Source organism: Streptomyces sp. NPDC059718, assembly GCF_042733315.1.
Lineage (GTDB): Bacteria > Actinomycetota > Actinomycetes > Streptomycetales > Streptomycetaceae > Actinacidiphila.
The window spans coordinates 89,399-110,227 of record NZ_JBHWGA010000030.1 but is presented as its reverse complement, the minus strand read 5'-3'; the positions used below and the strand labels follow the sequence as shown (position 1 = coordinate 110,227).

The 20,829-nt window shown below is 70.3% G+C and carries 19 protein-coding genes and 1 pseudogene; 10 read left to right on the top strand and 10 right to left on the bottom strand.

The window, feature by feature from the left end; all coding sequences use genetic code 11:
• The first annotated feature begins 84 nt into the window (after positions 1-84).
• Entirely contained in the window at positions 85-912 is an 828-nt protein-coding gene (locus ACFV3E_RS30035; protein WP_500537514.1) for a COG4705 family protein, read from the top strand.
• 58 nt (positions 913-970) lie between these two features.
• On the opposite strand, the gene ACFV3E_RS30030 is transcribed toward ACFV3E_RS30035, so the two are convergent.
• The gene (locus ACFV3E_RS30030; RefSeq protein WP_500537513.1) at positions 971-2,341 is read right to left on the bottom strand and encodes a sensor histidine kinase; all 1,371 of its coding nucleotides are present in this window, start codon (positions 2,339-2,341) and stop codon (positions 971-973) included.
• Positions 2,338-3,015 (bottom strand): response regulator transcription factor, encoded by a 678-nt coding sequence (locus ACFV3E_RS30025; protein ID WP_500537512.1) that lies wholly within the window; start codon positions 3,013-3,015, stop codon positions 2,338-2,340. Before ACFV3E_RS30025 ends, ACFV3E_RS30030 begins: the two co-directional genes overlap by 4 nt.
• Positions 3,016-3,802: 787 nt before the next feature.
• Between ACFV3E_RS30025 and ACFV3E_RS30020 the strand changes: the two genes are divergently transcribed.
• A complete protein-coding gene (locus tag ACFV3E_RS30020) occupies positions 3,803-4,693 on the top strand; it encodes a COG4705 family protein (protein WP_500537511.1) in 891 nt (296 codons plus the stop codon).
• An 8-nt stretch (positions 4,694-4,701) separates the two neighbouring features.
• On the opposite strand, the gene ACFV3E_RS30015 is transcribed toward ACFV3E_RS30020, so the two are convergent.
• Entirely contained in the window at positions 4,702-5,640 is a 939-nt protein-coding gene (locus ACFV3E_RS30015) for a M56 family metallopeptidase (RefSeq protein ID WP_500537510.1), read from the bottom strand.
• 12 nt (positions 5,641-5,652) lie between these two features.
• The gene (locus ACFV3E_RS30010) at positions 5,653-6,036 is read right to left on the bottom strand and encodes a BlaI/MecI/CopY family transcriptional regulator (RefSeq protein ID WP_500537509.1); all 384 of its coding nucleotides are present in this window, start codon (positions 6,034-6,036) and stop codon (positions 5,653-5,655) included.
• A 142-nt stretch (positions 6,037-6,178) separates the two neighbouring features.
• On the opposite strand from ACFV3E_RS30010, the gene ACFV3E_RS30005 reads away from it, so the two are divergent.
• The 4 genes from ACFV3E_RS30005 (at position 6,179) to ACFV3E_RS29990 (ending at position 9,969) form a co-directional block, all read left to right on the top strand.
• Positions 6,179-6,829, top strand: a complete 651-nt coding sequence (locus tag ACFV3E_RS30005; RefSeq protein ID WP_500537508.1) for a DedA family protein — start codon at positions 6,179-6,181, stop codon at positions 6,827-6,829.
• Positions 6,826-8,043 (top strand): glycosyltransferase family 4 protein, encoded by a 1,218-nt coding sequence (locus tag ACFV3E_RS30000; RefSeq protein WP_500537507.1) that lies wholly within the window; start codon positions 6,826-6,828, stop codon positions 8,041-8,043. Before ACFV3E_RS30005 ends, ACFV3E_RS30000 begins: the two co-directional genes overlap by 4 nt.
• A 57-nt stretch (positions 8,044-8,100) precedes the next feature.
• Positions 8,101-8,937 carry an undecaprenyl-diphosphate phosphatase gene (locus ACFV3E_RS29995; protein ID WP_500537506.1) on the top strand — a complete coding sequence of 279 codons (837 nt, stop codon included), beginning with the start codon at positions 8,101-8,103 and terminating at the stop codon, positions 8,935-8,937.
• Between the two features lie 291 nt (positions 8,938-9,228).
• Positions 9,229-9,969, top strand: coding sequence for an SDR family NAD(P)-dependent oxidoreductase (locus ACFV3E_RS29990; RefSeq protein WP_500537505.1), 741 nt, complete (start codon positions 9,229-9,231; stop codon positions 9,967-9,969).
• A gap of 317 nt (positions 9,970-10,286) precedes the next feature.
• Here the strand turns inward: ACFV3E_RS29990 and ACFV3E_RS29985 are convergent.
• The 3 genes and pseudogenes from ACFV3E_RS29985 to ACFV3E_RS29975 all read right to left on the bottom strand — a co-directional run.
• Positions 10,287-10,439 (bottom strand): annotated as a pseudogene (locus ACFV3E_RS29985) (FTR1 family protein); the annotation flags it as partial.
• A gap of 111 nt (positions 10,440-10,550) precedes the next feature.
• Positions 10,551-11,510 (bottom strand): M48 family metalloprotease, encoded by a 960-nt coding sequence (locus tag ACFV3E_RS29980; RefSeq protein ID WP_500537504.1) that lies wholly within the window; start codon positions 11,508-11,510, stop codon positions 10,551-10,553.
• Complete coding sequence (locus tag ACFV3E_RS29975; RefSeq protein ID WP_500537503.1) at positions 11,507-11,878, bottom strand: BlaI/MecI/CopY family transcriptional regulator; 372 nt, start codon at positions 11,876-11,878, stop codon at positions 11,507-11,509. The genes ACFV3E_RS29980 and ACFV3E_RS29975 overlap by 4 nt, the downstream gene beginning before the upstream one ends.
• Before the next feature lie 150 nt (positions 11,879-12,028).
• On the opposite strand from ACFV3E_RS29975, the gene ACFV3E_RS29970 reads away from it, so the two are divergent.
• The 3 genes from ACFV3E_RS29970 (at position 12,029) to ACFV3E_RS29960 (ending at position 16,008) form a co-directional block, all read left to right on the top strand.
• Positions 12,029-12,703 carry a DedA family protein gene (locus ACFV3E_RS29970; RefSeq protein WP_500537502.1) on the top strand — a complete coding sequence of 225 codons (675 nt, stop codon included), beginning with the start codon at positions 12,029-12,031 and terminating at the stop codon, positions 12,701-12,703.
• Positions 12,704-12,710: 7 nt separating this feature from the next.
• Positions 12,711-13,454: a phosphatase PAP2 family protein gene (locus ACFV3E_RS29965; protein WP_500537501.1), complete on the top strand. Its 744-nt coding sequence runs from the start codon at positions 12,711-12,713 to the stop codon at positions 13,452-13,454.
• Positions 13,455-13,935: 481 nt separating this feature from the next.
• Positions 13,936-16,008, top strand: a complete 2,073-nt coding sequence (locus ACFV3E_RS29960) for an NACHT domain-containing protein (RefSeq protein WP_500537500.1) — start codon at positions 13,936-13,938, stop codon at positions 16,006-16,008.
• A gap of 245 nt (positions 16,009-16,253) precedes the next feature.
• On the opposite strand, the gene ACFV3E_RS29955 is transcribed toward ACFV3E_RS29960, so the two are convergent.
• A complete protein-coding gene (locus ACFV3E_RS29955; protein WP_500537499.1) occupies positions 16,254-18,383 on the bottom strand; it encodes a heavy metal translocating P-type ATPase in 2,130 nt (709 codons plus the stop codon).
• A gap of 93 nt (positions 18,384-18,476) precedes the next feature.
• Here ACFV3E_RS29955 and ACFV3E_RS29950 point away from each other — a divergent pair, with 93 nt between their 5' ends.
• On the top strand, positions 18,477-18,863 hold the full coding sequence (locus tag ACFV3E_RS29950; RefSeq protein WP_500537498.1) for an ArsR/SmtB family transcription factor: 387 nt from the start codon (positions 18,477-18,479) through the stop codon (positions 18,861-18,863).
• Between the two features lie 50 nt (positions 18,864-18,913).
• Here the strand turns inward: ACFV3E_RS29950 and ACFV3E_RS29945 are convergent, their stop codons facing one another.
• Positions 18,914-19,684, bottom strand: coding sequence for a methyltransferase domain-containing protein (locus tag ACFV3E_RS29945; RefSeq protein ID WP_500537497.1), 771 nt, complete (start codon positions 19,682-19,684; stop codon positions 18,914-18,916).
• 424 nt (positions 19,685-20,108) lie between these two features.
• Entirely contained in the window at positions 20,109-20,822 is a 714-nt protein-coding gene (locus tag ACFV3E_RS29940) for a DUF1775 domain-containing protein (protein ID WP_500537496.1), read from the bottom strand.
• Positions 20,823-20,829: the final 7 nt, after the last annotated feature.

Here is a 20,829-nt window from a genome sequence, read left to right as displayed (position 1 = left end):
GCTCCGTCACACAACGCGCCCACGGCCGTGCGACCGGCCGACGCTCAGGATGCGTTCAGGTTCCCGCTGGCACCGTCGGGTCCCATGACTACTGAGATGTCTGAGACCTCTGGCTCCTCCGGAGCCGCCGCCTCCGGGCGGCACATTCGGTGGAACAAGGTGCCCGAGGTCACCGCGTACTTCTGGGTGATCAAGGTGCTCTGCACGACCGTCGGCGAGACGGCCGCGGACCTGCTGAACGAGAAGCTGGGACTGGGCCTGACCGGGGTGTCGCTCCTGATGAGCGTGCTGCTGACCGGGGTGCTCGTGGTGCAGTTCCGTACCCGCGCCTACCGTCCCGCCGTGTACTGGGCGGCCGTGGCGCTGATCAGCGTCGTCGGCACCCTGATCAGCGACAACCTCACCGACAACCTGAACGTGCCGCTGGAGACGAGCACAACGGTGTTCGCCCTCGCGCTCGTGGCCGTGTTCGCCGCCTGGTACCGCACCGAGCGCACTCTTTCCATCCACGACGTCGACACCGTCCGCCGCGAGGCCTTCTACTGGCTGGCAGTGCTGTTCACCTTCGCCCTCGGCACCGCCGCCGGCGACCTGGTCGCCGAGCGCATGAACCTCGGCTACTGGATCTCGGCCGGCCTGTTCGCCCTGGCGATCGCCGCAGTGGCGGTGGCCCACTTCGCGCTCGGGCTCAACGCGGTGTGGAGCTTTTGGATCGCCTACGTCCTCACCCGGCCCCTGGGCGCGTCGATCGGCGACTACCTCTCCCAGCCCACAGCCGACGGCGGCCTGGGTCTGGGCACCGTGATCACCAGTGCCCTGTTCCTGGCGGTCATCCTCGGACTCGTCGTCCACCTCACGGTGACCCGGCGCGACGTCGTCGAAGCCGACCGCCGCCCCCTGCGGGCGAACTGACACACGCCCACCTACAGGGCCACGGAGCGGTTGCGCACGCCTCCGCGTCCCGGCCGTGTCAGCCGGCCGGCAGCGTGACCGCGAAGCGTGCTCCCGACGGCAGCCGGTGCTCGAAGTGGACATCGCCACCCGCCGAGCGGGCCAGGCGCCGCGCGAGCGGCAAGCCCAGGCCCGCTCCGTGGTGCCCGTCGCCGGGGTCGGCACGTCGCCCCGGCTGGAACAGGTGCGGGACGAAGGAAGCCGGAACGCCGGGGCCGTCGTCGAGTACCTCCACCCGCACCCGGTGGGCGTCCTTCGAGACCTGCACGGTGACCTGCGTCCGGGCGTGCCGCAGGGCGTTGTCCACCAGCGGGCCGACCATCCGTTCCAGCAGGGCCGCCGATACGCCGGCCACCACAGTGCCGCCACCGCCGACCGCGAGGGCGACCTTCTCCGCAGCGTCTCGCCCGTCCGCCAGCCGCCGCAGCACCGGCATGACAGGGGTCGTTCCGGGAGCGGTGCGGGCCGCACCTCGCGCGTCCGCCAGCAGGGTGTCGCAGATCGTGCCCATGGACCGGGCGGCGTCGGCGATGACGGCGTGCGCGGCGCGGGTATCGGCACCGGAGCGGGGCCGTGCCTGGAGCCAGTCGACTTCGGCGACGACCCGGGCGAGCGGGGTCCGCAGCTCGTGCGACAGTTCCCTGGTCAGCTGCTGCTCATGGCGCAGCACGGCGCGTATGCGGTCCAGCAACGCGTCCAAGGACACACCGAGCCGGAGAAGTTCGGTCGGACCGCCCGGCGCGCCGAACCGCTCCTGGGAGGCAGCCGCGCTCCACTGGGTGGCCCGTTCCGTCATCTCTCCCACGGGACGCAGCGCCCGCCCGACCGCCAGCCTGGTGAGACCGTACACGCAGGCAAGGACCGCGCCGTCCAGCGCGAGCGAGCCGGCCAGCAGTGTGTCGGCCGATGCCTGATAGGGGGACAGGTCCAAGGCGGTCACCACCGCGGCCGCCGGCCTGGTCCCGGAGCGGGCGTCCCCGGCAGGTGCCGAACACAGCCGTATCGGATGGCCGTTGGCGACGGTGACACATCGGCGGCCGCGCAGCGCCGCAAGGCTTTCCGCGGCCCGGGACAGCCGGCCGCCGACCGGGGCGGAGGCGGGGTGCTCGATGAGCCGGGTGCCGTCGAAGATCCACACGTTGGTATCGAACAGGGCGTCGTCCGGCATCTCCATCACGCGCACCGGCACGTGGCGCGTGTCGACCGTCGCCACGACCGCGGCGGCGCGGGTCCGGAGTTCATCGTCTGCCTGGTGCCGCAGATGGACTCGTGCAACGGCGTTGAACACCACCGTGAGGATGATCATCAGCAGGGCCGCAGCGGCGAGCGTGATCAGCGACAGCCTGCCACGCAGGGTGCGGGGCCGCAGACGGCGGGGGAGCGTCGTCATGACAGGCGGTGCCCGATGCCGCGGACGGTACCGATCGTCAAATCGCTACCGGCCTCGCGTAGTTTGCGCCGCAACCGGGTCAAGTACTGGTCGAGGGTGTTGTCGCTGACGTGAGCCCCCTCAGGCCAGCCCGCCCGGACCAGGTCCCGTCTGCGCACCATGGCCCCGGACGCGGACAGGAACGCCGCCAGCAGACGGAACTCCGTAGGAGTCAGGGCCACCTCGGCCTCCCGCACGGTGAAGGTGTACGTCACGGGGTTCAGCACCACATCGCCCACTGAAACCGGCACGGGCGGGCCGGCCCGCCGGAGCACGGCGTGCAGCCGGGCGGTGAGCTCCTCCAGATGGAAGGGCTTGGACAGGTAGTCGTCGCCCCCGGCGGAGAAGCCGCTGAGCCGGTCGGTGAGCCGATGGTGCGCGGTCAGGAACAGCACGGGCGCGAGGAACCCGTTGGCGCGCATCGCCTGGCACACATCACGCCCGTCCGCGTCGGGCAGCCCGACGTCCAGGACCACCGCGTCGACCGAGCCTGCGACCAGCCGCAAGGCCGTGGCGCCGTCCTGCGCGGGCACCGTGTCGAACCCCTCGTCCCGTAGCCCGCGCAGCAGCACATCGCGCAGCGCCGCGTCGTCCTCCACCACCAGGACGCGCCGGCGGTCCGTGAGCCGCGTCACCTGACCTCGGTCCTCGGGCCGTGCTCTCCGGCACGGTGGCCCGCCCCTCGGTGTGCGGCCGCGTCCGGCACCGTTCGGCCTGCCGCCGGGCACCGCACGGCGGCTCTGGCAGTACGCGCCTGCTGCCGCACGGTACGTCGGACGGCAGCCCCGGCCGGAGTGGACAGGACCGCGTCGGCCGGCGGCGAAGGCGCCGCTGCGAGCAACGGGACGGACATCGCGTGAGCCCCTTTCCTCGGTCGGGGATCCGGTGAGTGCGGCTGGGCGCGCACGCCGCGATCATCTACAGGGGTGTAGAAGCTTTGCTTCACTGTAGACGATCCGGTCGGCCGGACCGGTACGTCACCGGCCGGTCCGCGGACCGGCGGTCACCTACAGCTCCAGTGATCACGCAGCGGGCCGATGGTGAGGCCACGCTCCGTGCGGTGACCGTGCGGTGGACGGACTGTGGTGTGGCGCGTGCCCGCCAGTCCTCGCTCCAGCAGGTCCACAGCGCCGGGTGAGCCCCGGGCGGCGCGTTTGTGCTTCCACCCCGGTCGACCCCTGTCGTGCCTCGATCGGCCGGGCCCTGCCGCAGGTCCAGCCCCGGATTTCAGGGGCCCCGGCGTGCCGTGCCGCCGTCCTGCCCTGGTGCACCCTTAAGCTGCAGCCGAACGTCTACATGTCTGTAGACGCACGTGCGCGAGGTGCCGCCTGCCGCGCACCCGCTGTGTCGGCAAGGTCACCAGTCGGCCTTCGCACCGCCTGAAGCGGCGGACCTCGTCATGACAGCCCCGGAGGGACGGAGATGGAGAAACCGCAAACCGTTGCCCTGAAACCTGCCGTCGGCATCGGCGAGAGCGCCGATACGGACGCGCTCAAGAAGCTGCCGCAGGTCTCCGCCGCCTTCTGGATCATGAAGATCGCCGCGACGACGCTCGGAGAGACGGCCGGTGACCTCTTCGCCCAGACGCTCAAGATCGGCTACTTCCTCACCACCATCGCCCTGTTCGTGGTCTTCTTGGGCACCCTGGCCGTGCAGCTCCGGTCGCGGCGCTACAACCCCTTCGTCTACTGGACGGTCATCCTCTCCACCAGCACGGCCGGCACCACGATGTCCGACTTCATGAACCGTGACGCCAGCGCCAAGTACCTCGCCCACGGATCGACCTCACTGGGCTGGGGACCCCAGGGGCTCGGGCTGGGCTACCCCACCGGTGCGGGCATCCTGGTCTCCCTGCTGATCGCGATCTTCGCCGCCTGGCGCCTGGCCCGGCTGCCGTTCGCCCTCCAGGACATCCACACCCTCCGCGCCGAAACCCTCTTCTGGACGGCCATCCTCGTGTCCAACACCCTGGGCACCTCGATGGGCGACTTCGTGTCCGACAGCTCCGGACTCGGCTACGCAGGCGGCGCACTGCTCATCACCGGACTGCTCGCGTGCCTGCTCGCACTGATGTACATCCCCGCCGTGCCGAACGTGCTGCTGTTCTGGATCGCCTTCGTACTCACCCGCCCCCTGGGCGCCACCGCGGGCGACTTCCTCACAAAGCCCACCGCCAAGGGCGGACTCGACCTGGGCACCGCGGGTTCCTCGGCGGTGCTCCTCGCGATCCTGTTCGGGTTCATGGGGTACGCCCGTCTTCGCGAGCGCCGAAGCGCCGGAACGCAGGGTGGGCGGCCCGCTCGGACGGCATAGCGACGTGCCTATCCGGCGCCGACGACTTCCAGCAGGAGGTGAAGGTCGTGCACGGCGTCGACCGTCGACATGGCCGCTGCAGCCAGGAACACGGCGGTAAGGACGGTCAGGGCGGGGTGGCGGCGAAGGGGCGGGGCGAGGAGCGCGGCGACGCGGCGGGGCACGGGGCCCGCGCCGGCGAGAGGTGAAGCGCCGCGGCCGAGGATGCCCAGGGAGGCCCATCCGGGGCGGGCAGGAGCGCGGTGGGCGGCAAGGGCGGCTCTGCCGACCGTGTGGGCCACGCGCCTGCGGTCACCGGTGCGGGCGACGGCGTTCTCGTCGGACCAGCGTTCGATCGTGTAGGTCACGGCAGCGGCGAGAGGACGCAGGAAGGGGTTGGCGGCCGCGCCGAGCTGGGCGAATGCGACGAAGGCGTAGTGGTGACCGGTCAGGTGGGCGCGTTCATGGGCGAGCAGGATGTCGCGTTCGGAGGCGTCCAGGGTGCGCAGCATGCCGGTGGAGACCACCACGCGGCCGGGAAGGCCGGGAACCGCGAACGCGTCGGGGGTCTCGTCGTCGACCACGACCAAGCCGTCGTGCGTGGGCATGCATGCCGCCTCAAGCGCGGCGGTGGCCAGTGAGCGGGCGCGGTACCAGAGCATGCGGGCGGCCGTGAGGACAGCGACGCCCAGGAGCAGGCCGGCGATCAGCGCCACGGACATCTCGGCAGGGTCGTTCCGCTGCGCGGCCTGGGCCGACCAGTGGCCGAGCCCGGCCAGCGCCGGGATACGGATCAGGCCGGTGACCGCCAGCAGGCCCAGCGACACCGTGCTTGCAGCGCCCAGGACCACGCAGACGGCCGTCAGCAGCCAGGTGGCCAGGCGTGGATCGCAGCGATCCGACAGCGGCCGTGCCCCGAGCGGGGCGAACAGGGACAGCAGCAGCGGGAGGTAGACGGCGATGCGCATCCGGGCGCCCCTCTACGGATTCTGGTCGGGGCCGAGCAGCTGGCGCAGCAGCTCCGCGTCCGCGTCGGACAGCCCGTCGGCGAAACGGGCGAGTACGGCCTCGCGATCGGAGCGCTCCTCCAGGACGGATCGCATACGACGGGCGGCGAAGCCGGGCTCGTCCGTCACCGGAGCGTAGGCGTAGGCGCGGCCCCGCTGGGTGCGGGTCAGCAGCTGCTTGGTGTGCATGCGGGTGAGGATCGTCACCACGGTGCTGTAGGTCAGCTCGCCGCCGAGACGTTCGGCTACCTCGCCGGGGGTCAGCGCGCTGTCGGCCTGCTGGAGCAGGCCCAGGATCTCGGCCTCGCGCTCGCCGTTGGCCCGTTTGGGGCCGCGGCCTTGCGTGGGAGTGCTCATGGAGTTTGCCGGTCCTCCTCTCATCTTCTACAGTCGTGTAAAACTTCTACGGCGGTGTAAAAGCCGCCGTCCCCCGAGTGTGCCATGCGCCCGCACCAGACAGCACGGCCCCCTGGCTGCGCACGGCAGGAAAGGCTTACCGGTGCCCCTCGCCTTCAACCCACTGGACGCCACATCGCTGCTGACGACGTTCGGCACGGTAGGCGTCTTCCTGGTGCTGTTCGCCGAGACCGGGCTGCTGATCGGTTTCTTCCTGCCCGGTGACTCCCTGCTGTTCACCGCCGGGCTGCTGTGTACCACCGGCACGGACGGCCTGCACTTGTCCCTGCCCCGGGTGCTGGTGGCGGCCGCTGCCGGGGCGCTGCTCGGCGCGCAGGTCGGCTATCTGATCGGCCGCCGCGCCGGACGGACCCTGCCGGCCCGGGCGCGCAACCGGCACCTGATCGACGGCATGACCCGGGCCGAGGACCTGCTCGCCCGGTACGGCCACGGCAAGGCGATCGTCTTCGCCCGCTTCATTCCGGTCGTACGGACCGTGCTCAACCCGCTCGCGGGGATCGTCCGCGTACCTGCCCGAACCTTCGCGCTGTGGCAGATCACCGGTGGCCTGGCATGGACGGCCGGACTCGTCCTCGGCGGCTACGCCCTCGGCGCGAGCATCCCCAACGTCGACCGCTACCTGCTCCCGATGGTCGGCGTCATCGTCGCCGTCTCCCTGCTGCCGCCGGCCCTGGAACTGCTCCGCTCGCGCCGCCGTACGGGCACGGAGACGAGCCGGAACCACGCCGCATGAAGATCACCTTCATGATCCACAACGTCTACGGGATCGGCGGCACCATCCGCACCACGCTCAACCTCGCCACAGCCCTGGCCGGCCGGCACGAGGTGACGGTGGTCTCGATGCTGCGCCACCGCGCCCGCCCCCGCTTCGCCGTCGACCCCCGCGTGACCGTCGTGCCCCTGGTCGACATCCGCCCGGGCTCCGCCGACGCGGCCGACCCGCTGACGCACGAGCCGGCCCGCGTCTTCCCCGCCGCGGAGAAGCGGTACAAGCAGTACAACCGCCTCACCGACCAGCGCGTCGAGCAGTACCTGAGCACCTGCGACGCGGACGTCATCATCGGGACCCGGCCCGGGATCAACGTCTACCTGGCCCGCCTCGGCCCGGACCGGGCCCTGCGCATCGCCCAGGAACACCTCACCCACGACGGCCACAGCAAGAAGCTCCGCGCCCACCTCGCCCGCTGGTACCGCGAGCTGGACGCGGTGGTCACCACCACCGAAGCGGACGCCGCCGCCTACCGGGCGAAGATGCGTCTGCCCGGCGTACACATCCTCGCCGTACCCAACAGCGTCCCCGACCCCAGCCTGCCGCGCACGCAGGAGACACCCAAGGTGATCGCCGCAGCCGGCCGGCTTGTCCGCGGCAAGCGGTTCGACCTGCTCATCGAGGCGTTCGCGCAGGTCGCCGCCGAATACCCCGACTGGACGTTGCGCATCTACGGCACGGGAACCGACCAGCAGCGGCTCCAGCAGCTCATCGACCAGCACGACCTGGGACGGCAGGCGCGGCTGATGGGCGCGGTCTCACCGATCGAGGCCGAGTTCGCCAAGGCCTCGATCGTCGCCTCCGCCTCCGACGCCGAGTCCTTCGGCATGACGCTGGTCGAGGCGATGCGCTGCGGCGTACCGGTCGTCGCCACCGACTGCCCGCTCGGCCCCGCCGAGATCATCGACGACGGCGTCGACGGCCGCCTGGTCCCCATGCGCGACCCGCACGCCCTGGCCTCCGCGCTGTGCGACCTGATCGCCGACGAACCCGGCCGGCTCCGCATGGGCCAGGCCGCCCGCCACGCCGCCGAACGCTTCGACCCCGCCCAGGTCTCCCGAACCTACGAGGAACTGCTCACCAACCTCGCCGCCACCCGGCGCTCCCGCACCTGGCAACGCCACAAGGCCCGCTGGCGCAGCCGGGCGCGCCGGGGCCTGCGCCGACTGCGCCGCTGACCCCGCCCGCACCGCACGACAACCACCGCCCGCACCGCGTCACAGAAACGGACCCAGATGAGCGCCATCAGCATCGGCCAGGCCGCAGTCCTGGGAGTGGTCGAAGGAATCACGGAATTCCTCCCCGTCTCCTCCACCGGCCACCTGAAGATCACCGAAGGGCTGATGGGCATCCCCGTCGACGACACCTCAGTCGTCGGCTTCACCGCCGTCATCCAGGTCGGTGCGATCGCCGCCGTGCTCGTGTACTTCTTCAAGGACATCGTGCGCATCGTCTCCGCCTGGGGCCGTGGCATCCGCAACCGCGATGAACGCCACCACCACGACTACAAGTTCGCCTGGTGGGTCATCTACGCGACCATCCCGGTCGTCGTCGTCGGCCTGGTCGCCAAACCCCTCATCGAAGGACCGCTCGCCTCGCTTTGGGTGGTGGCCGGCTCCCTGATCGTCGGCAGCGTCGTGATGTGGGCGGCGGACCAGATGGGCCGCCACAAGCGCGGCGAGGACGACACCAGCCTCAAGGACGCCATGCTGGTCGGCAGTTCGCAGATCCTGGCGCTCCTCTTCCCCGGCTTCTCCCGCTCCGGCGCCACCATGTCCACCGCCCTCGTCCTCGACCTCGACCGGGTCGCCGCCACCCGGCTCTCCTTCTTCCTCGGCATCCCCGCACTGACCGGCGCCGGACTGTACGAACTGAAGGACGCCGTGGGGTCCGGGGCCGCCGCCGCTCCACTCGTCGTCGGGACCGCCGTCTCCTTCGTCGTCGCCTACGCCTCCATCGCGTGGCTGCTGAAGTTCGTCGCCAAGCACTCCTTCAACGCCTTCGTGGCCTACCGCGTCGTCGTCGGAGTGCTGCTGTTCGGCTTGCTTGCCACAGGCGTGCTGACCGCGTGAGGAACAGAAACCGGGCACTGGCTCCCGATCAGGGACGACACGTCGAAGACTTTGGGCGCACGGGTCCATGACGGGCTGGTTAGGGCAACCGGCAACGAGGTCCATCTCCTGGCCTGCCCGGATCACTGCGACCCGGCTGCCGCCTGGCCGGTCACCCAGAACTGACAGAGGCTTGCCAGGCCATGCCCCAGCGACCCCTGTCAAGTCTTCGAGGCCTGACGTCTCCGGAGGTCGAACGCCAGGTCGGATTCCCGCCAGCTTCCGGCGCTGGTACCAGCAATGCTCAACGTCATGAACCGACTTGAAGGCAAAATGGCCTTGATCACGGGCGGCAGCCGGGGCATCGGAGCCGCTGTGGCGCTACGACTGGCCGAAGAAGGCGCCGACGTCGTCCTGACCTACGAGAACAGCGCGGAACGCGCCACCCAGGTGGTGGAGCAGATCAAGGCCAGAGGGCGCCGGGCACTGGCCATCCAAGCCGACAGCGCCATCCCTGAGGCACTCACCGCCGCGGTGGACGAGGCCGTCGCGATGTTCGGCAGACTCGACATCCTGGTCAACAACGCCGGTGTCTTCCTCGTCGGCCCACTTGAAGAGCTGGGGTCGGCAGAGATCGATCGCACCCTGGCGGTGAACGTCCGGGCGCCGTTCGCAGCGTCTCAGGCGGCCGTGCGTCACATGGGCCAGGGGGGCCGCATCATCAGCATCGGCAGCAATGTCGCCGAGCGCGCGGTCTTCCCCGGACTGGCGCTGTACTCGATGAGCAAGACGGCTCTGGTCGGGATGACGAAGGGCCTGGCGCGAGAACTCGGTCCGCGCGGAGTCACTGTCAATCTGGTGCATCCCGGTCCCACCGACACGGATACCAACCCCGCTGACGGGCCGAACGCCGAGATGATCGCCGGTTTCACCGCTGTGGGCCGCTACGCGGAAGCGGCCGAGATCGCGGCCACCGTCGCCCACCTGGCAACTGCGGACGGCGCGTACATCACCGGAGCCTCGATCCATGTCGACGGCGGTTTCACCGCCTGACACGCGAGCTCGACTTGGCAGCCATGCTGAGGCCCCGCCCGCAAAAGGGACGGCCACCGCGTGATCATCGGGGGTTGTGTGGACTCCCGAAGATCCTGCGGTGGCCGCTGGCCATGGCGGACCTGGTCGAACATGGCCTGATCGGGCGATAGTCGGGCCACCGTGACCACGGCGACAGCGGCGGTGAGGAGCACGGCCAGGACCCACGCGAGGGTCGCGTTGAACGGGAGCAGAGCGGCCGGGGCCGTGGTCATGGCATCACCGTGAAGTCAGAGCTGGACCGTGCCCGTTGCCGGGCCTGCTGGAAGGAGGCTCGTTGCTACTCCGCGGGCGACGGCGAGGCCGACACCCGCCCACACGGGCACCAGTTGGCGGCGGTTGCCGGTCTTGACGAGGTAGGCGACGAGGATGCAGACGACGAGGCCGGCCTCGAGGCCTTCCCGCAGGCCGATGAGGTAGTTGCCGAACACGGGGCTGTCCCTTCCGCTACTTGACGACGGCGACGGCGACGGCGAGCTTGGACAGCGGCTCGGCCGGAGCGTTCACGCCGTCGGACAGTGCGGATCGGAGAGGCGGCATCGTCACCGCAAGGTGACAGGGCAGTGAGAGGGGTCTTCCCCCTGCGCCACCTCGACCCCGTCGTGCAGCCAGATCGCTCCGGTCAAGGACGAGACGGCCGCGGCGCCGCACAGCAGGACCACGGCCAGCAGAACGGGAGCGAGGCGGCGGGTGGGAGCCTGGGCGAGAAGCGCCTTGACCCGGGCCGGCACCGGACCGCTGGTCGCACCCGTGGCGAACGTGGGCAGTTCGGTGCGCTCCCGGTTCCGGGTGACGGCCAGGGCCGCCCTTCCGACCGCCTGTGCCGTCAGCGTCCGGTCGCCGGAGGCCTTGGCCGCAGCCTCGTCTGCGGCCCGCTCGGCGGCGAACGACACCTGCGGGACAACGGCGGCGAGTCCCGGATGGCACCAGCCGGCCAGCTGGGCGACCGACAGGAAGATGTGGTGGCGCCCGGCGAGGTGGGCACGCTCGTGAGCCAGCAAGGGCCCGCGCTCCTCGGGGGCCAGGGCGCGGAGCATGCCGGTGGTCACCACGATCCGGCCGGGTCGGCGCCGCGTGCCGGGCAGGGCGTAGGCGTCCGGCCGGGGATCGTTGAGCACGCACAGGCCCCCGGCCTGCGGGACGTCGGCCACATCGCCGTGCGCGGTGCGGAACCTCCGCACTTCCGAGACCGCGCGCCGCGCACCGATGACGCAGGTGACCACGAGCGCGCCTGCGGCCAGAGCCGAGACGGCCATCACGACAAAGCCCGGTCCGGCCTCGAGTGGCTGGATGACCTTCGCCGGCTCCGCCACCGCCGGCACCTTCAGCGCCATGGGAAGCAACAGCACTCCCAAGCAGGCCACGACCCCGATCGCCAGCGCGGCCGAGGCCGAGGTGACCACCCACAACGCGATCTCGGGCCGCACCTGAAGCACGGCCCGCCGGGCCAGCGGCAGCAGGACGAACGGCAGCAGCAGTGGAAGCAGCAACAGGGCGATCACCGGCCGCCTCCCTCCAACAGGCGCCGAAGCTCGGCCTCGTCGGTGGGGCTGAGCCCCTCCACGAACCGCGCCAGCACCCGGCCGTGATCGTCGTCCTGGTCCAGCGCCCGGTGCATCCGGCGGGCGGTCAGACCATGGGAGTCCTCCACCGGGAAGTACACGAAGCCACGCCCGCCAGGGCTGCGGTTCACCACCCCCTTCTCGTGAAGCCGGGCCAGCAAGGTCGCCACGGTGGTCCGCGCCAGTGGCTGCGGCATCGCCTCCCTGACCTGCGCCGCCGTCTGCGGCTTCCCCGCCGCCCACAGCGCCGCGAGCACGCTGGCCTCCAACTCGCCCGCAGGCCGCCGCTCACCGTCCGCGTCCGCCATGGAACCGTCCTCTCCCCTGGATCGTCTACAGTGCTGTAGACGACCTCTGGCCTGTAGACACAGGTCGCCGGCCGGTCTGACGCCACCCCTGAAACAGGCTCTGGCAGAAGGCAACCGGCACCCCACCCATTATCCAAGGGGCCCGCGCCGATGATCCTCCCCCACCCCGCATCACCGCAGGCAGCGGACCTGGCCGTGAACCTCCTGGACGCACAGTCCCTACTCGCCGCGTTCGGAACCCTCGGCATCGCGTTCATCCTGTTCGCCGAGACCGGCCTGCTCATCGGATTCTTCCTGCCCGGCGACTCCCTGCTGTTCACCGCCGGACTCCTGTGCGCCGGCTCGGCCGGCACCTCAGGCCACCTGTCGCTGCCCTGGGTCCTGACCGCCGCCGCGGCCGGAGCGCTGGCCGGAGCCCAGACCGGATACCTCCTGGGACGGCGCGCCGGGCCGGCCTTCCTCACCCGCGTGAAATCCCCCAAGATCCACGACGGCGCCGTCAGAGCCGGAGAGATCCTCCAACGCTACGGATACGCGAAGGCGATCGTGCTCGCCCGCTTCCTCCCCATCGTGCGGACCGTCCTCAACCCGCTCGCCGGCATCCTCGACGTCCCGGCACGCGCCTTCGCCCTGTGGCAGATCCTCGGCGGACTGCTGTGGACCACCGGCCTGGTCCTCGGCGGCTACGCGCTCGGGGCGTCCGTCCCGAACGTCGACCGCTACCTGCTGCCGATCATCGCCCTGATCGTCGTGATCTCCCTGATCCCCGTCGGCCTCGAACTGCTCCGCTCCCGGCGCACCCGCCGCGCCGAGGAGAGTGCCTGAGCCGTCCATGACCAGCAACAGCGCACGCGCCCACACGGCCGGCGAAGCCGACCCAGCCACACCCAGCCGAGCTGTTCTCGGCTATGCCCTCGCGGCCGCGGTCGCCTTCGGGGTCCTTGCGGCAACCGTCCTGGTCTCCGGAGCCAGGACACTTCCAGCAGATCCGGGCATTCACCGGCTGCTGCTGGAAAACCGCACCTCCCCGGTCGTTACCGTCCTGCGCGCGGTGACCGCCACCGGGACCGGCGTCTACCCCTACCTCCTGGCCCTGGCCGGCGGTCTCATCGCCGGGCCTGCCGCAGACGCCCTCCACGTACGGCGGCCGCCGACCCGCACCGTGCTGTTCTGCCTCGCCTTCGCCGGGTGGCTGGCGCTCGGACAGGCGGTCAGGTTCGTGCTCATGACGACCATCGCCCGGCCGCGGCCGCCGGGCGAGGACTGGATCACCCACGCCTCCCGCTGGTCCTTCCCCTCGGGCCATGCCACCACGTCAGCCATGGCCGCAGGCCTCCTCGTCGCCGCGCTCCTCGCCCGCCGCCCACCCGCGTGGAGACTGTGGGTCGCCCTGTCGTTGTGCTGGGCCGCGCTGGTGGGAGTGAGCCGCCTCTGGCTCGGGGTGCACTGGGCAAGCGACGTGGTGGGCGGCTGGCTGCTGGCCACCGCCTGGGTCCTCCTCGGGTGTGTGATCGCCGCAGCCTCAGGGCTCCTGACCACACGAACCGGGGCGAGAGGCCGACCGCAGCCCTGTTGACAGTCGGGTGAGTCGAATCACGCACCGGCCCGCGCCCTCCGTGCGGGTGATTCGACGGACCGGTCGAGGGTCTGACGGGCCGTACATACGACTCCGGCCCCTGCTCGACGGGAAGTCGGACAGGGACCGGATGTTTCGCCCCGCTGTCCTGGCTGAAGGAGGGCATGAGAGGAACCGGCGTCGGCGTTGGATCACCCGACATGCCCGGCTCTGCCTTCCGGCTCTGTACTCATGAGACGCAGGGCGGGCGAATCGCACCCCTCTTGGAGCGCGGAGAACGCTACGGGTCCCTGGGACACGAGCAAGGCATGGCGCGCGTAGTGCTGCTGGCACCAAAGGCGACGACCTGGGAGCAGGGCGGAAAGGGCTGCGGGATCGAACACGCGGGGCCATCATCGGGTTCGTGAACATCGGGGGGAGCCGGCACCGGTGGGTGTGGCGGACAGTGGGCTGGATCGGCGGAGCCGCAGAGGCGGGGAGCGTGCTCTACGCCGTGGTGCAGCTGTCCCGGGGCGGACTCGGACCGCAGGATGCCGCCGGCCTGCTTGGCCTGCCGATCGGCCTCGCTGCTCTCTTGGTTTCTGTCTTCGCGCTGCGTAAGCCGTCGGAGAGCAACACCGCGGACTTGGTCCGCGGCTGGGCGGCCACCCTTGCCGCCCAGGTTGCTTCCGGTGAGGGCCGCGTCTACGGCCTGCTGTTGGGCGACGACACCTTGCCCATCGATCTCGCCTACACCTTGCAGCCAGCCCCCGGTCGTAACGCCACCGCACCCCCACACGGTCGCCTTCTGCCCGCTCCACCCCCGGTCTCAGCAGTCCTGCCTCCGCCCTCGTCTCCCGCAGGTGGCGCGCCACACGTGGCCAGCTATTGGCGCGATACCCGGCCCCAGCGGCTCGTGGTCACGGGAGCGGCCGGGGCCGGCAAGACCGTTTTTGCTCTCGCCTTGATCCTCGCGCTCACCAGGAACCGCACTGACACCGACCTGGTGCCGGTCCGCATCCCGGTTGCGCTGTGGGACACCACCACGCCCCTGGACGCCTTTCTCATCCAGCGCCTGATACAGGCTTACGGTTGGCCGCACCAACAAGCGGCCGCCCTCGTCGAGCACGGCATGGTGCTGCCGGTGTTGGACGGCCTGGACGAGATGGACCCGATCCTGCCGGACGGCACTCCCGACCCGGACGCCCCCCGCGCCCGGGCAACGCTGGAGAAGCTGGACGCCTACAGGGTGCGGGGTGAGCCGGGGCCGGTGGTGTTGACCTGCCGTACCTCCCACCTGGAAGCACTGGCTGCCCGCGGCTTCCTGCGGGACTCCGCCCGGGTCGCCATCGAACCCGTCGCCCTCGCCGACGCGGTGAACTACCTGACCACCCGTGCCCAGGACCAGACCCGTTGGCAGCGCTTGATCGACCAGTTGACCAGCCGCCCCACCAGCGCACTGTCCACGTGGCTGTCGACGCCATGGCGGCTGTGCCTGGTGGCCACCGTGTACCACCACGACGGTGACCCCCGCGAGTTGAACGACCGCACCACTGCACAGGACCTGGACGACCATCTACTGGCCCGCTTCATCCCCGCTGCCTCGCGCCTCCATTCCCACTCACGCAGGAGATCCAGCCGCCAACCCATGTATCACCCGGATCAGGTTCACCGGTGGCTGCGCCACCTCACTGGAGCACTCGCTCCGACCGCCACCCCGGACGCCGGTACGCCCGTCCCGGCCCGTGCAGGAACCGACCTGGTGCTGCACGAACTGTGGCCGCTGGCCGGCCGTGCTCGCGTCCGCGTCGTCGACACCGCACTGTCCACCATCACCGTGCTTCTCCCCGTTCCGCTGGCGTGGGCCACTCCCGATCCCGCACCCGTGCTGTGCGTGTTCGGCGTGCTCGCCGTCTGTACGGGGCGTATTGCGGCGATGAATCCGTCCCCGCCTCGTCGGCTGGGCTTCACCAGACCCGCTGCTCCACCCCGCGTACTGTCGGGGCTGATGCTCGGGGTGATGTGTGCACTTCTGCTCGCGCCAGCGGTCAGGCTGCCATACCGGCTCGAGCTCCTGCTGATGACGGGCTTCATGGTCGGGCTGGGCGCACTGGCAACGATCCTGCTGCTGAGCGCACTGGCTGCGCCACCCTCCAGGGAAGCGCGCCCTTGGCAACTTCTGAAGGACGACCTGGCAGCCGGTCTGGTACTGGGGCTGACGTTCGGAACGCTTACCGGGCTGTCATCGGTGCTGACGACCGGCCTGCTGAAAGTGATGGCGCCAGGTCGTATGGCGGGTGAGGACGCTACACCGCCCGACATGCTCATGGGCGGTCTGGCCGTCGCTCTGGCAGTCTCACTGATGGGAAGCCAACTGCTGACCGCGACGCGTCGCTACCTGATCTTCGTGCTGTGCTCCAGAACCCAGTTGCCCTTTCGGCTGGTGGTGTTCCTGGACTGGGCCTGCGAGGCCGGCCTGCTGCGCCATGCCGGCCCCGCCTACCAGTTTCGCCACCGTGAACTCCAGCAATGGCTGACCAACCATCCCGAGCCCGCAACCACGCACGGCCCATGACCTGTCCTCGTTGCTGCTTCCGTGCCCTCGTCTGGTCCTGCCAGGCGCCTTGAGAGGATGTGCATGATCACTGGGGCCCGTTGATCACGGCCCAGTGGGGTGCCGTTGGTCCACGCGCCAAGGCGGGTGAGGTCGAGCGCGGTTGCGGTGAGGACTTGCTGAAGGTGATCGCCGCATCTCCGGCTCCTCGCTGTCGGCGCAGGCCCGCTACGCGGCGGGGACACGGGAGATCCCGGAGCCCTGGTTCACGGGCCGGGGCATTCGCGATGAGTACCTGATCGTGGACGGAGGCGCGCGGGCCGGGACCGGGACGAACTCCCTTGCAGCCTTGGCGTAATGCCGATCGCGCACCGTATACGCGTCACACGGTTCCGACTGGCGTCCGTATGCGCACCCGCGCTCAGGCGAGGCGGTTCGTAGCGCGCTCGGCGCCAGGCGCCCTCGGCGAGCAGGCGCAGGCCGTTGAGACCGACGATGGCTGTGGAGCCCTCGTGACCGGCGACGCCGAGCGGCAGCGGCAGTGTGCCGATGAGGTCCCACGCGACCAGTACCGCGATGAAGGCGCCTGCGATGACGAGGTTCTGGACCACCAGCTTCCGGGCCCGCCGGGACAGGGTGACCACGGCGGGGATGGTCGCCAGCTCGTCCCGGACCACGACGGCGTCAGCGGTCTCCAGAGCGAGGTCGGAGCCGGCGCGGCCCATGGCGATGCCGATGTGCGCAGCGGCGAGGGCGGGGGCGTCGTTGACGCCGTCGCCGACGACGAGGACCTTCCCCGAGGCGGCGGTCAGTTCTCTGACCGCCGTGACCTTGTCCTCGGGCAGCAGACCAGCACGGACGTCGGCGATTCCGACCTCGGAGGCCAGGCGCCTGGCGGCGAGCTGGTTGTCCCCGGTGATCAGGACCGGTGCGCGGCTGGTGAGTTCGTGCAGTGCCCGGGTGGTGGCGGCTGCCTCGGGCCGGAGCCGGTCGGCGATGGCGATCACGCCCGCAGGAGTGCCGTCGATGGTGACGATGACGGCGGTGCGGGCCTTCTCCTCCAGGCTTCCAGCGAGGGCGGCTGCGGGGTGGGAGGGATCGTGCAGGACGCGGGCCGGGCTGCCGACCGTGACGGCACTGTCGCCGACGATTGCCGTTACGCCGGTTCCGGGCGTGGAGGCGAAGTCCTCCGTGGCGGTCAGGTCCAGGCCGCGGGCCCGGGCGGCGTCCACGACGGCACGGGCGAGGGGATGTTCGCTGGGGAGCTCGGCCGCGGCCGCCAGACGCAGCAGTTCGTCCTCGTCCAAACGGTGCGGGTCCAGGGCACGGACGTCGGTGACGCGCGGGGTGCCTTCGGTGAGGGTGCCGGTCTTGTCGAGCGCGACCACGTCGATCTGCCCGAGCCGCTCCATGACGACCGCGGACTTGACCAGCACCCCGTGGCGGCCGGCATTCGCCATCGCGGACAGCAGAGGCGGCATGGTGGCCAGCACCACGGCGCACGGCGAAGCGACGATCATGAACGTCATCGCCCGCAGCAGCGAGGGCCGCAGCTCCGCGCCCGTCAGCAGGGGGACGGCGAAGACCAGAAGGGTCGCCGCGACCATGCCGAGGCTGTAGCGCTGTTCGACCTTCTCGATGAACAACTGCGTGGGTGCCTTGGTGGCGGAGGCCTCCTCGACCATCGCCACGATCCGCGCGATCACCGACTCCGAAGGGTCCCTCTCGACACGGACGCGCAGCGCGCCGGTGCCGTTGAGGGTCCCGGCGAACACTTCGTCCCCGAACCCCTTGAGCACCGGCAGCGGCTCGCCGGTGATCGTGGCCTGGTCGACATCGCTCGCGCCGTCCAGGACGCGCCCGTCCGCACTGATCCGCTCCCCGGGCCGGATGACGATCACGTCACCCACGGCCAGCCGGCCGGCGGGGACCGTCTCCTCGCTCCCGTCGGGGCGCAACAAGGTCGCGGTCGGCGGCGCCAGGTCCAGCAGACCGCGCACCGAGTCCGCCGTCCGGGCGGTCGCGATGGCCTCCAGCGCGCCGGAGGTCGCGAAGATGACGATCAGCAGTGCGCCGTCGAGGACCTGGCCGATGGCGGCGGCGCCGAGCGCGGCGACCACCATCAGAAGGTCCACGTCCAGGGTCCTGTTCCTGAGGGCCTTCAGACCTTCCCAGCCCGGTTCCCAGCCACCGGTCACGTAGGTGGCGGCCAACAGCGCACCCCACAGCCAGGCCGGCGCACCGGACAGGTAGAGCGGAAGAGCCGCCAGGAACAGCACCAATGCCGTCAGCGCCCACCGAGCCTCCGGCAGGGACAGGATGCGCGTGCGCCGCGGTGGGAGAGCTGAGCGCGGCGTGACGGCGGGTGCGGGCCGCTCCTGCAGGACAGAAGACATGACAAAGGAACCCTTCAGGGGCGGACAGGGCAACACCGCCACCATACAGGAATATATGAACAGGTCTTCATGTGTCATCGGTATCATGAACCCATGGGCCACGGAACCGATGGCAAAGGCAGTGCGACGACCCGCGAGCGTCTTGACGCGGTAGGCGCATCCGACGTCGCCACGACCCTTCAGGCCCTTGCCACGCCCTCGCGGCTGAGGATCCTGGCCCGTCTCCACGAAGGACCCTGCTCGGTCAGCGACCTTGCCTCAGCCGTCGAGATGGAGTCCTCGGCCTGCTCGCACCAGCTCCGGCTGCTGCGCAACCTCGGTCTCGTCACCGGCGAGCGGCACGGCCGCTCGATCATCTACGCCCTCTACGACGATCACGTTGCCGAACTCCTCGACCAAGCCCTCTACCACGTCGAGCATCTGAGGTTGGGCGTGCGCGACGTGCCCGCCGAGTTGACCAGGGTTTCCGCCTCCGAATAGGCCACCCGCCCTGCTCACCACGCCTCTTGGCAGCCGCAGGCCTTCGAGGATCAAGCCGCCTTTCCGAAGACGAGCACCTCCGTGGAGGCAATGCCCATGGGTGCGAGAAAGCTGGCTTCCAGGCTGCAGCCGAGGGTCGTGAAGAGGTCCACACACATCCGGCGGGGCATGGCTGCTGGATAGGAGTCGTGTCCCGCGCCGCCCTTCGTCGCCCAGGTGCGCACCGTGGCCGGGTCCAGGCAGGTCTCCGTCATGACGTCGAAGACGATCCGACCATCGGGTCGCGTCACACGCGCCATCTCGAAGAAGTAGCGGGAGGCGCAGAGGAAGGTCACGGTGTTGAAGACCTTGTGGGCCAGAACGAGATCGACGCTGTCGTCCGGCGTCGGAGCGAGACTGGATTCCGCGGTCGGCTGGGCGACCACGCGGAATGTGTCCACCAGGTAGTCGGCCCAGGGAGTTGCCGTCTCGTAGATCTCGTAGCGGCCCGGTGAACACGCTTTGAGCGTCTTCTCCAGGTACCGTCCGGACCCAGGGCCGATCTCCAGCACCGTGTCCGGGTTGGCGGCGAAGACGCCGAGGGCGCGTAGTTCGTCGACGGTGGACTGGGTTGCGCCGGGCGTCCCGTTCATGACCTCGTCGATGTAGTCACCGACCGACAGGCCGGCAGCCCGTGCGGCCTGCATGGTCGGCTCGAACGGAAGGAAATCGTCGACGCCCCCCAAGTTGTTCGTGCTGCGCACGACGTCGAGGCCGGCACGGCCCAGGAGCCGCTTGACCCCCGACTTCAACGCTGACTTCCCCCTGCTTGCTGCGGTCATTGCATGTCCCCCCTGGGCCATTTTTGCCATTGATATCAGCATAAGTTCGCGCATGCAGATGCACAGCGAGACGGTGAATTCGCTGCTCGGCTGTCGAGAGTCAGCGCCGGGGACGGGGTCTCACACTGGATACCCGCCCTCCCAGTACGGCTACTTGTCGATCCTCGGTGGCCGGCGCGGGAGCCCGGACACCGAGCAGCCACATGATCGTCCGGACAAGTCCTGGCGCAGGGCCCCATACGTGCCTGTACTGGAAGGGGAGGCGCGCATGAGTCCCTGGGTCCGTCACCTCACCGTCGCGGTGCTGCTCGTGCTGGTGGCCGCCCTCGTGGTCCTGGTCATCGGGCCGGTCCTGATCAACCAGCTGTGATCAGGTCGGGTCCCTGCGGGCCCGGAGCGCACCGGGGCCGCGGAAAGCCCTGCGTCAGGAGCCGGTGGCAGCGCCGCGGCGCTGCCACCACCAGATGCCGCCGCCCACCAGGACCACGGCGGCCACGCCCAGGCCCACGGGGAGGGCGATGGATCCGCCGTCCTCTTCCTTCTCGGAAGCCTTCTCCTCCACCTCGGACGCCTCCACCGTGCTGGGGCCGGCAGCGACGGTCGGCGCGGCGGAGGACGGAGCAGGCGAGGCCTCGGCCGCCGTTGCCCCGGGGGCGGCGGCCTTCAGCTTGAGCACCGGGGCCGGGCTTTCGCTTCCCTCGTCCAGTTCGATCCACCGGTCGATCCGGCCGTCCTTGTAGGACTGCAAGGTCTTGAACGCCAGCGACTTCGCGTCCGGAAGCTGGGCCACGGAGACGGTGAACTCGGCATCCTCCCCCGCCGGGAGGGCACTTCCGGAGACGGTGATGCTGCGGTCGTCGCTGGTCAGCTTCCAGCCCTTCGGGCCGTCGACGTAAGTGACGTCGTCCGGCTTGATCCCTTCCGGAAGGAAGACCTGGGCTTTGGTGATACCGGCCGTCGCCGACTCCGACTCGCACGCGAAGTCCAGGGCGACGTTCTTCGACAGGGCACGGGTCTCCTGCGCGGAGACCTCGACGTGGGCGAAGGCGGGGGACGCGGTGGCCAGCGCCAGGAGCGTGGCGGTGGCGGACACGGCGGCGAAACGGCGCGCGGTGCGCGTCGTGGGCATGCGGGTCATGAAGAAG

Excerpts from the sequence above, each read along its gene's own strand:
- ACFV3E_RS30010 (WP_500537509.1), bottom strand. The coding sequence starts at position 6,036 with ATGAGCACTCCCACGCAAGGCCGCGGCCCCAAACGGGCCAACGGCGAG.
- ACFV3E_RS29965 (WP_500537501.1), top strand. The coding sequence starts at position 12,711 with ATGACCAGCAACAGCGCACGCGCCCACACGGCCGGCGAAGCCGACCCA.
- ACFV3E_RS29950 (WP_500537498.1), top strand. The coding sequence starts at position 18,477 with ATGGGCCACGGAACCGATGGCAAAGGCAGTGCGACGACCCGCGAGCGT.
- ACFV3E_RS29955 (WP_500537499.1), bottom strand. The coding sequence starts at position 18,383 with ATGTCTTCTGTCCTGCAGGAGCGGCCCGCACCCGCCGTCACGCCGCGC.
- ACFV3E_RS30035 (WP_500537514.1), top strand. The coding sequence starts at position 85 with ATGACTACTGAGATGTCTGAGACCTCTGGCTCCTCCGGAGCCGCCGCC.
- ACFV3E_RS29940 (WP_500537496.1), bottom strand. The coding sequence starts at position 20,822 with ATGACCCGCATGCCCACGACGCGCACCGCGCGCCGTTTCGCCGCCGTG.
- ACFV3E_RS29945 (WP_500537497.1), bottom strand. The coding sequence starts at position 19,684 with ATGACCGCAGCAAGCAGGGGGAAGTCAGCGTTGAAGTCGGGGGTCAAG.
- ACFV3E_RS30015 (WP_500537510.1), bottom strand. The coding sequence starts at position 5,640 with ATGCGCATCGCCGTCTACCTCCCGCTGCTGCTGTCCCTGTTCGCCCCG.
- ACFV3E_RS29995 (WP_500537506.1), top strand. The coding sequence starts at position 8,101 with ATGAGCGCCATCAGCATCGGCCAGGCCGCAGTCCTGGGAGTGGTCGAA.
- ACFV3E_RS30020 (WP_500537511.1), top strand. The coding sequence starts at position 3,803 with ATGGAGAAACCGCAAACCGTTGCCCTGAAACCTGCCGTCGGCATCGGC.
- ACFV3E_RS29990 (WP_500537505.1), top strand. The coding sequence starts at position 9,229 with ATGAACCGACTTGAAGGCAAAATGGCCTTGATCACGGGCGGCAGCCGG.
- ACFV3E_RS30030 (WP_500537513.1), bottom strand. The coding sequence starts at position 2,341 with ATGACGACGCTCCCCCGCCGTCTGCGGCCCCGCACCCTGCGTGGCAGG.
- ACFV3E_RS30000 (WP_500537507.1), top strand. The coding sequence starts at position 6,826 with ATGAAGATCACCTTCATGATCCACAACGTCTACGGGATCGGCGGCACC.
- ACFV3E_RS29970 (WP_500537502.1), top strand. The coding sequence starts at position 12,029 with ATGATCCTCCCCCACCCCGCATCACCGCAGGCAGCGGACCTGGCCGTG.
- ACFV3E_RS29975 (WP_500537503.1), bottom strand. The coding sequence starts at position 11,878 with ATGGCGGACGCGGACGGTGAGCGGCGGCCTGCGGGCGAGTTGGAGGCC.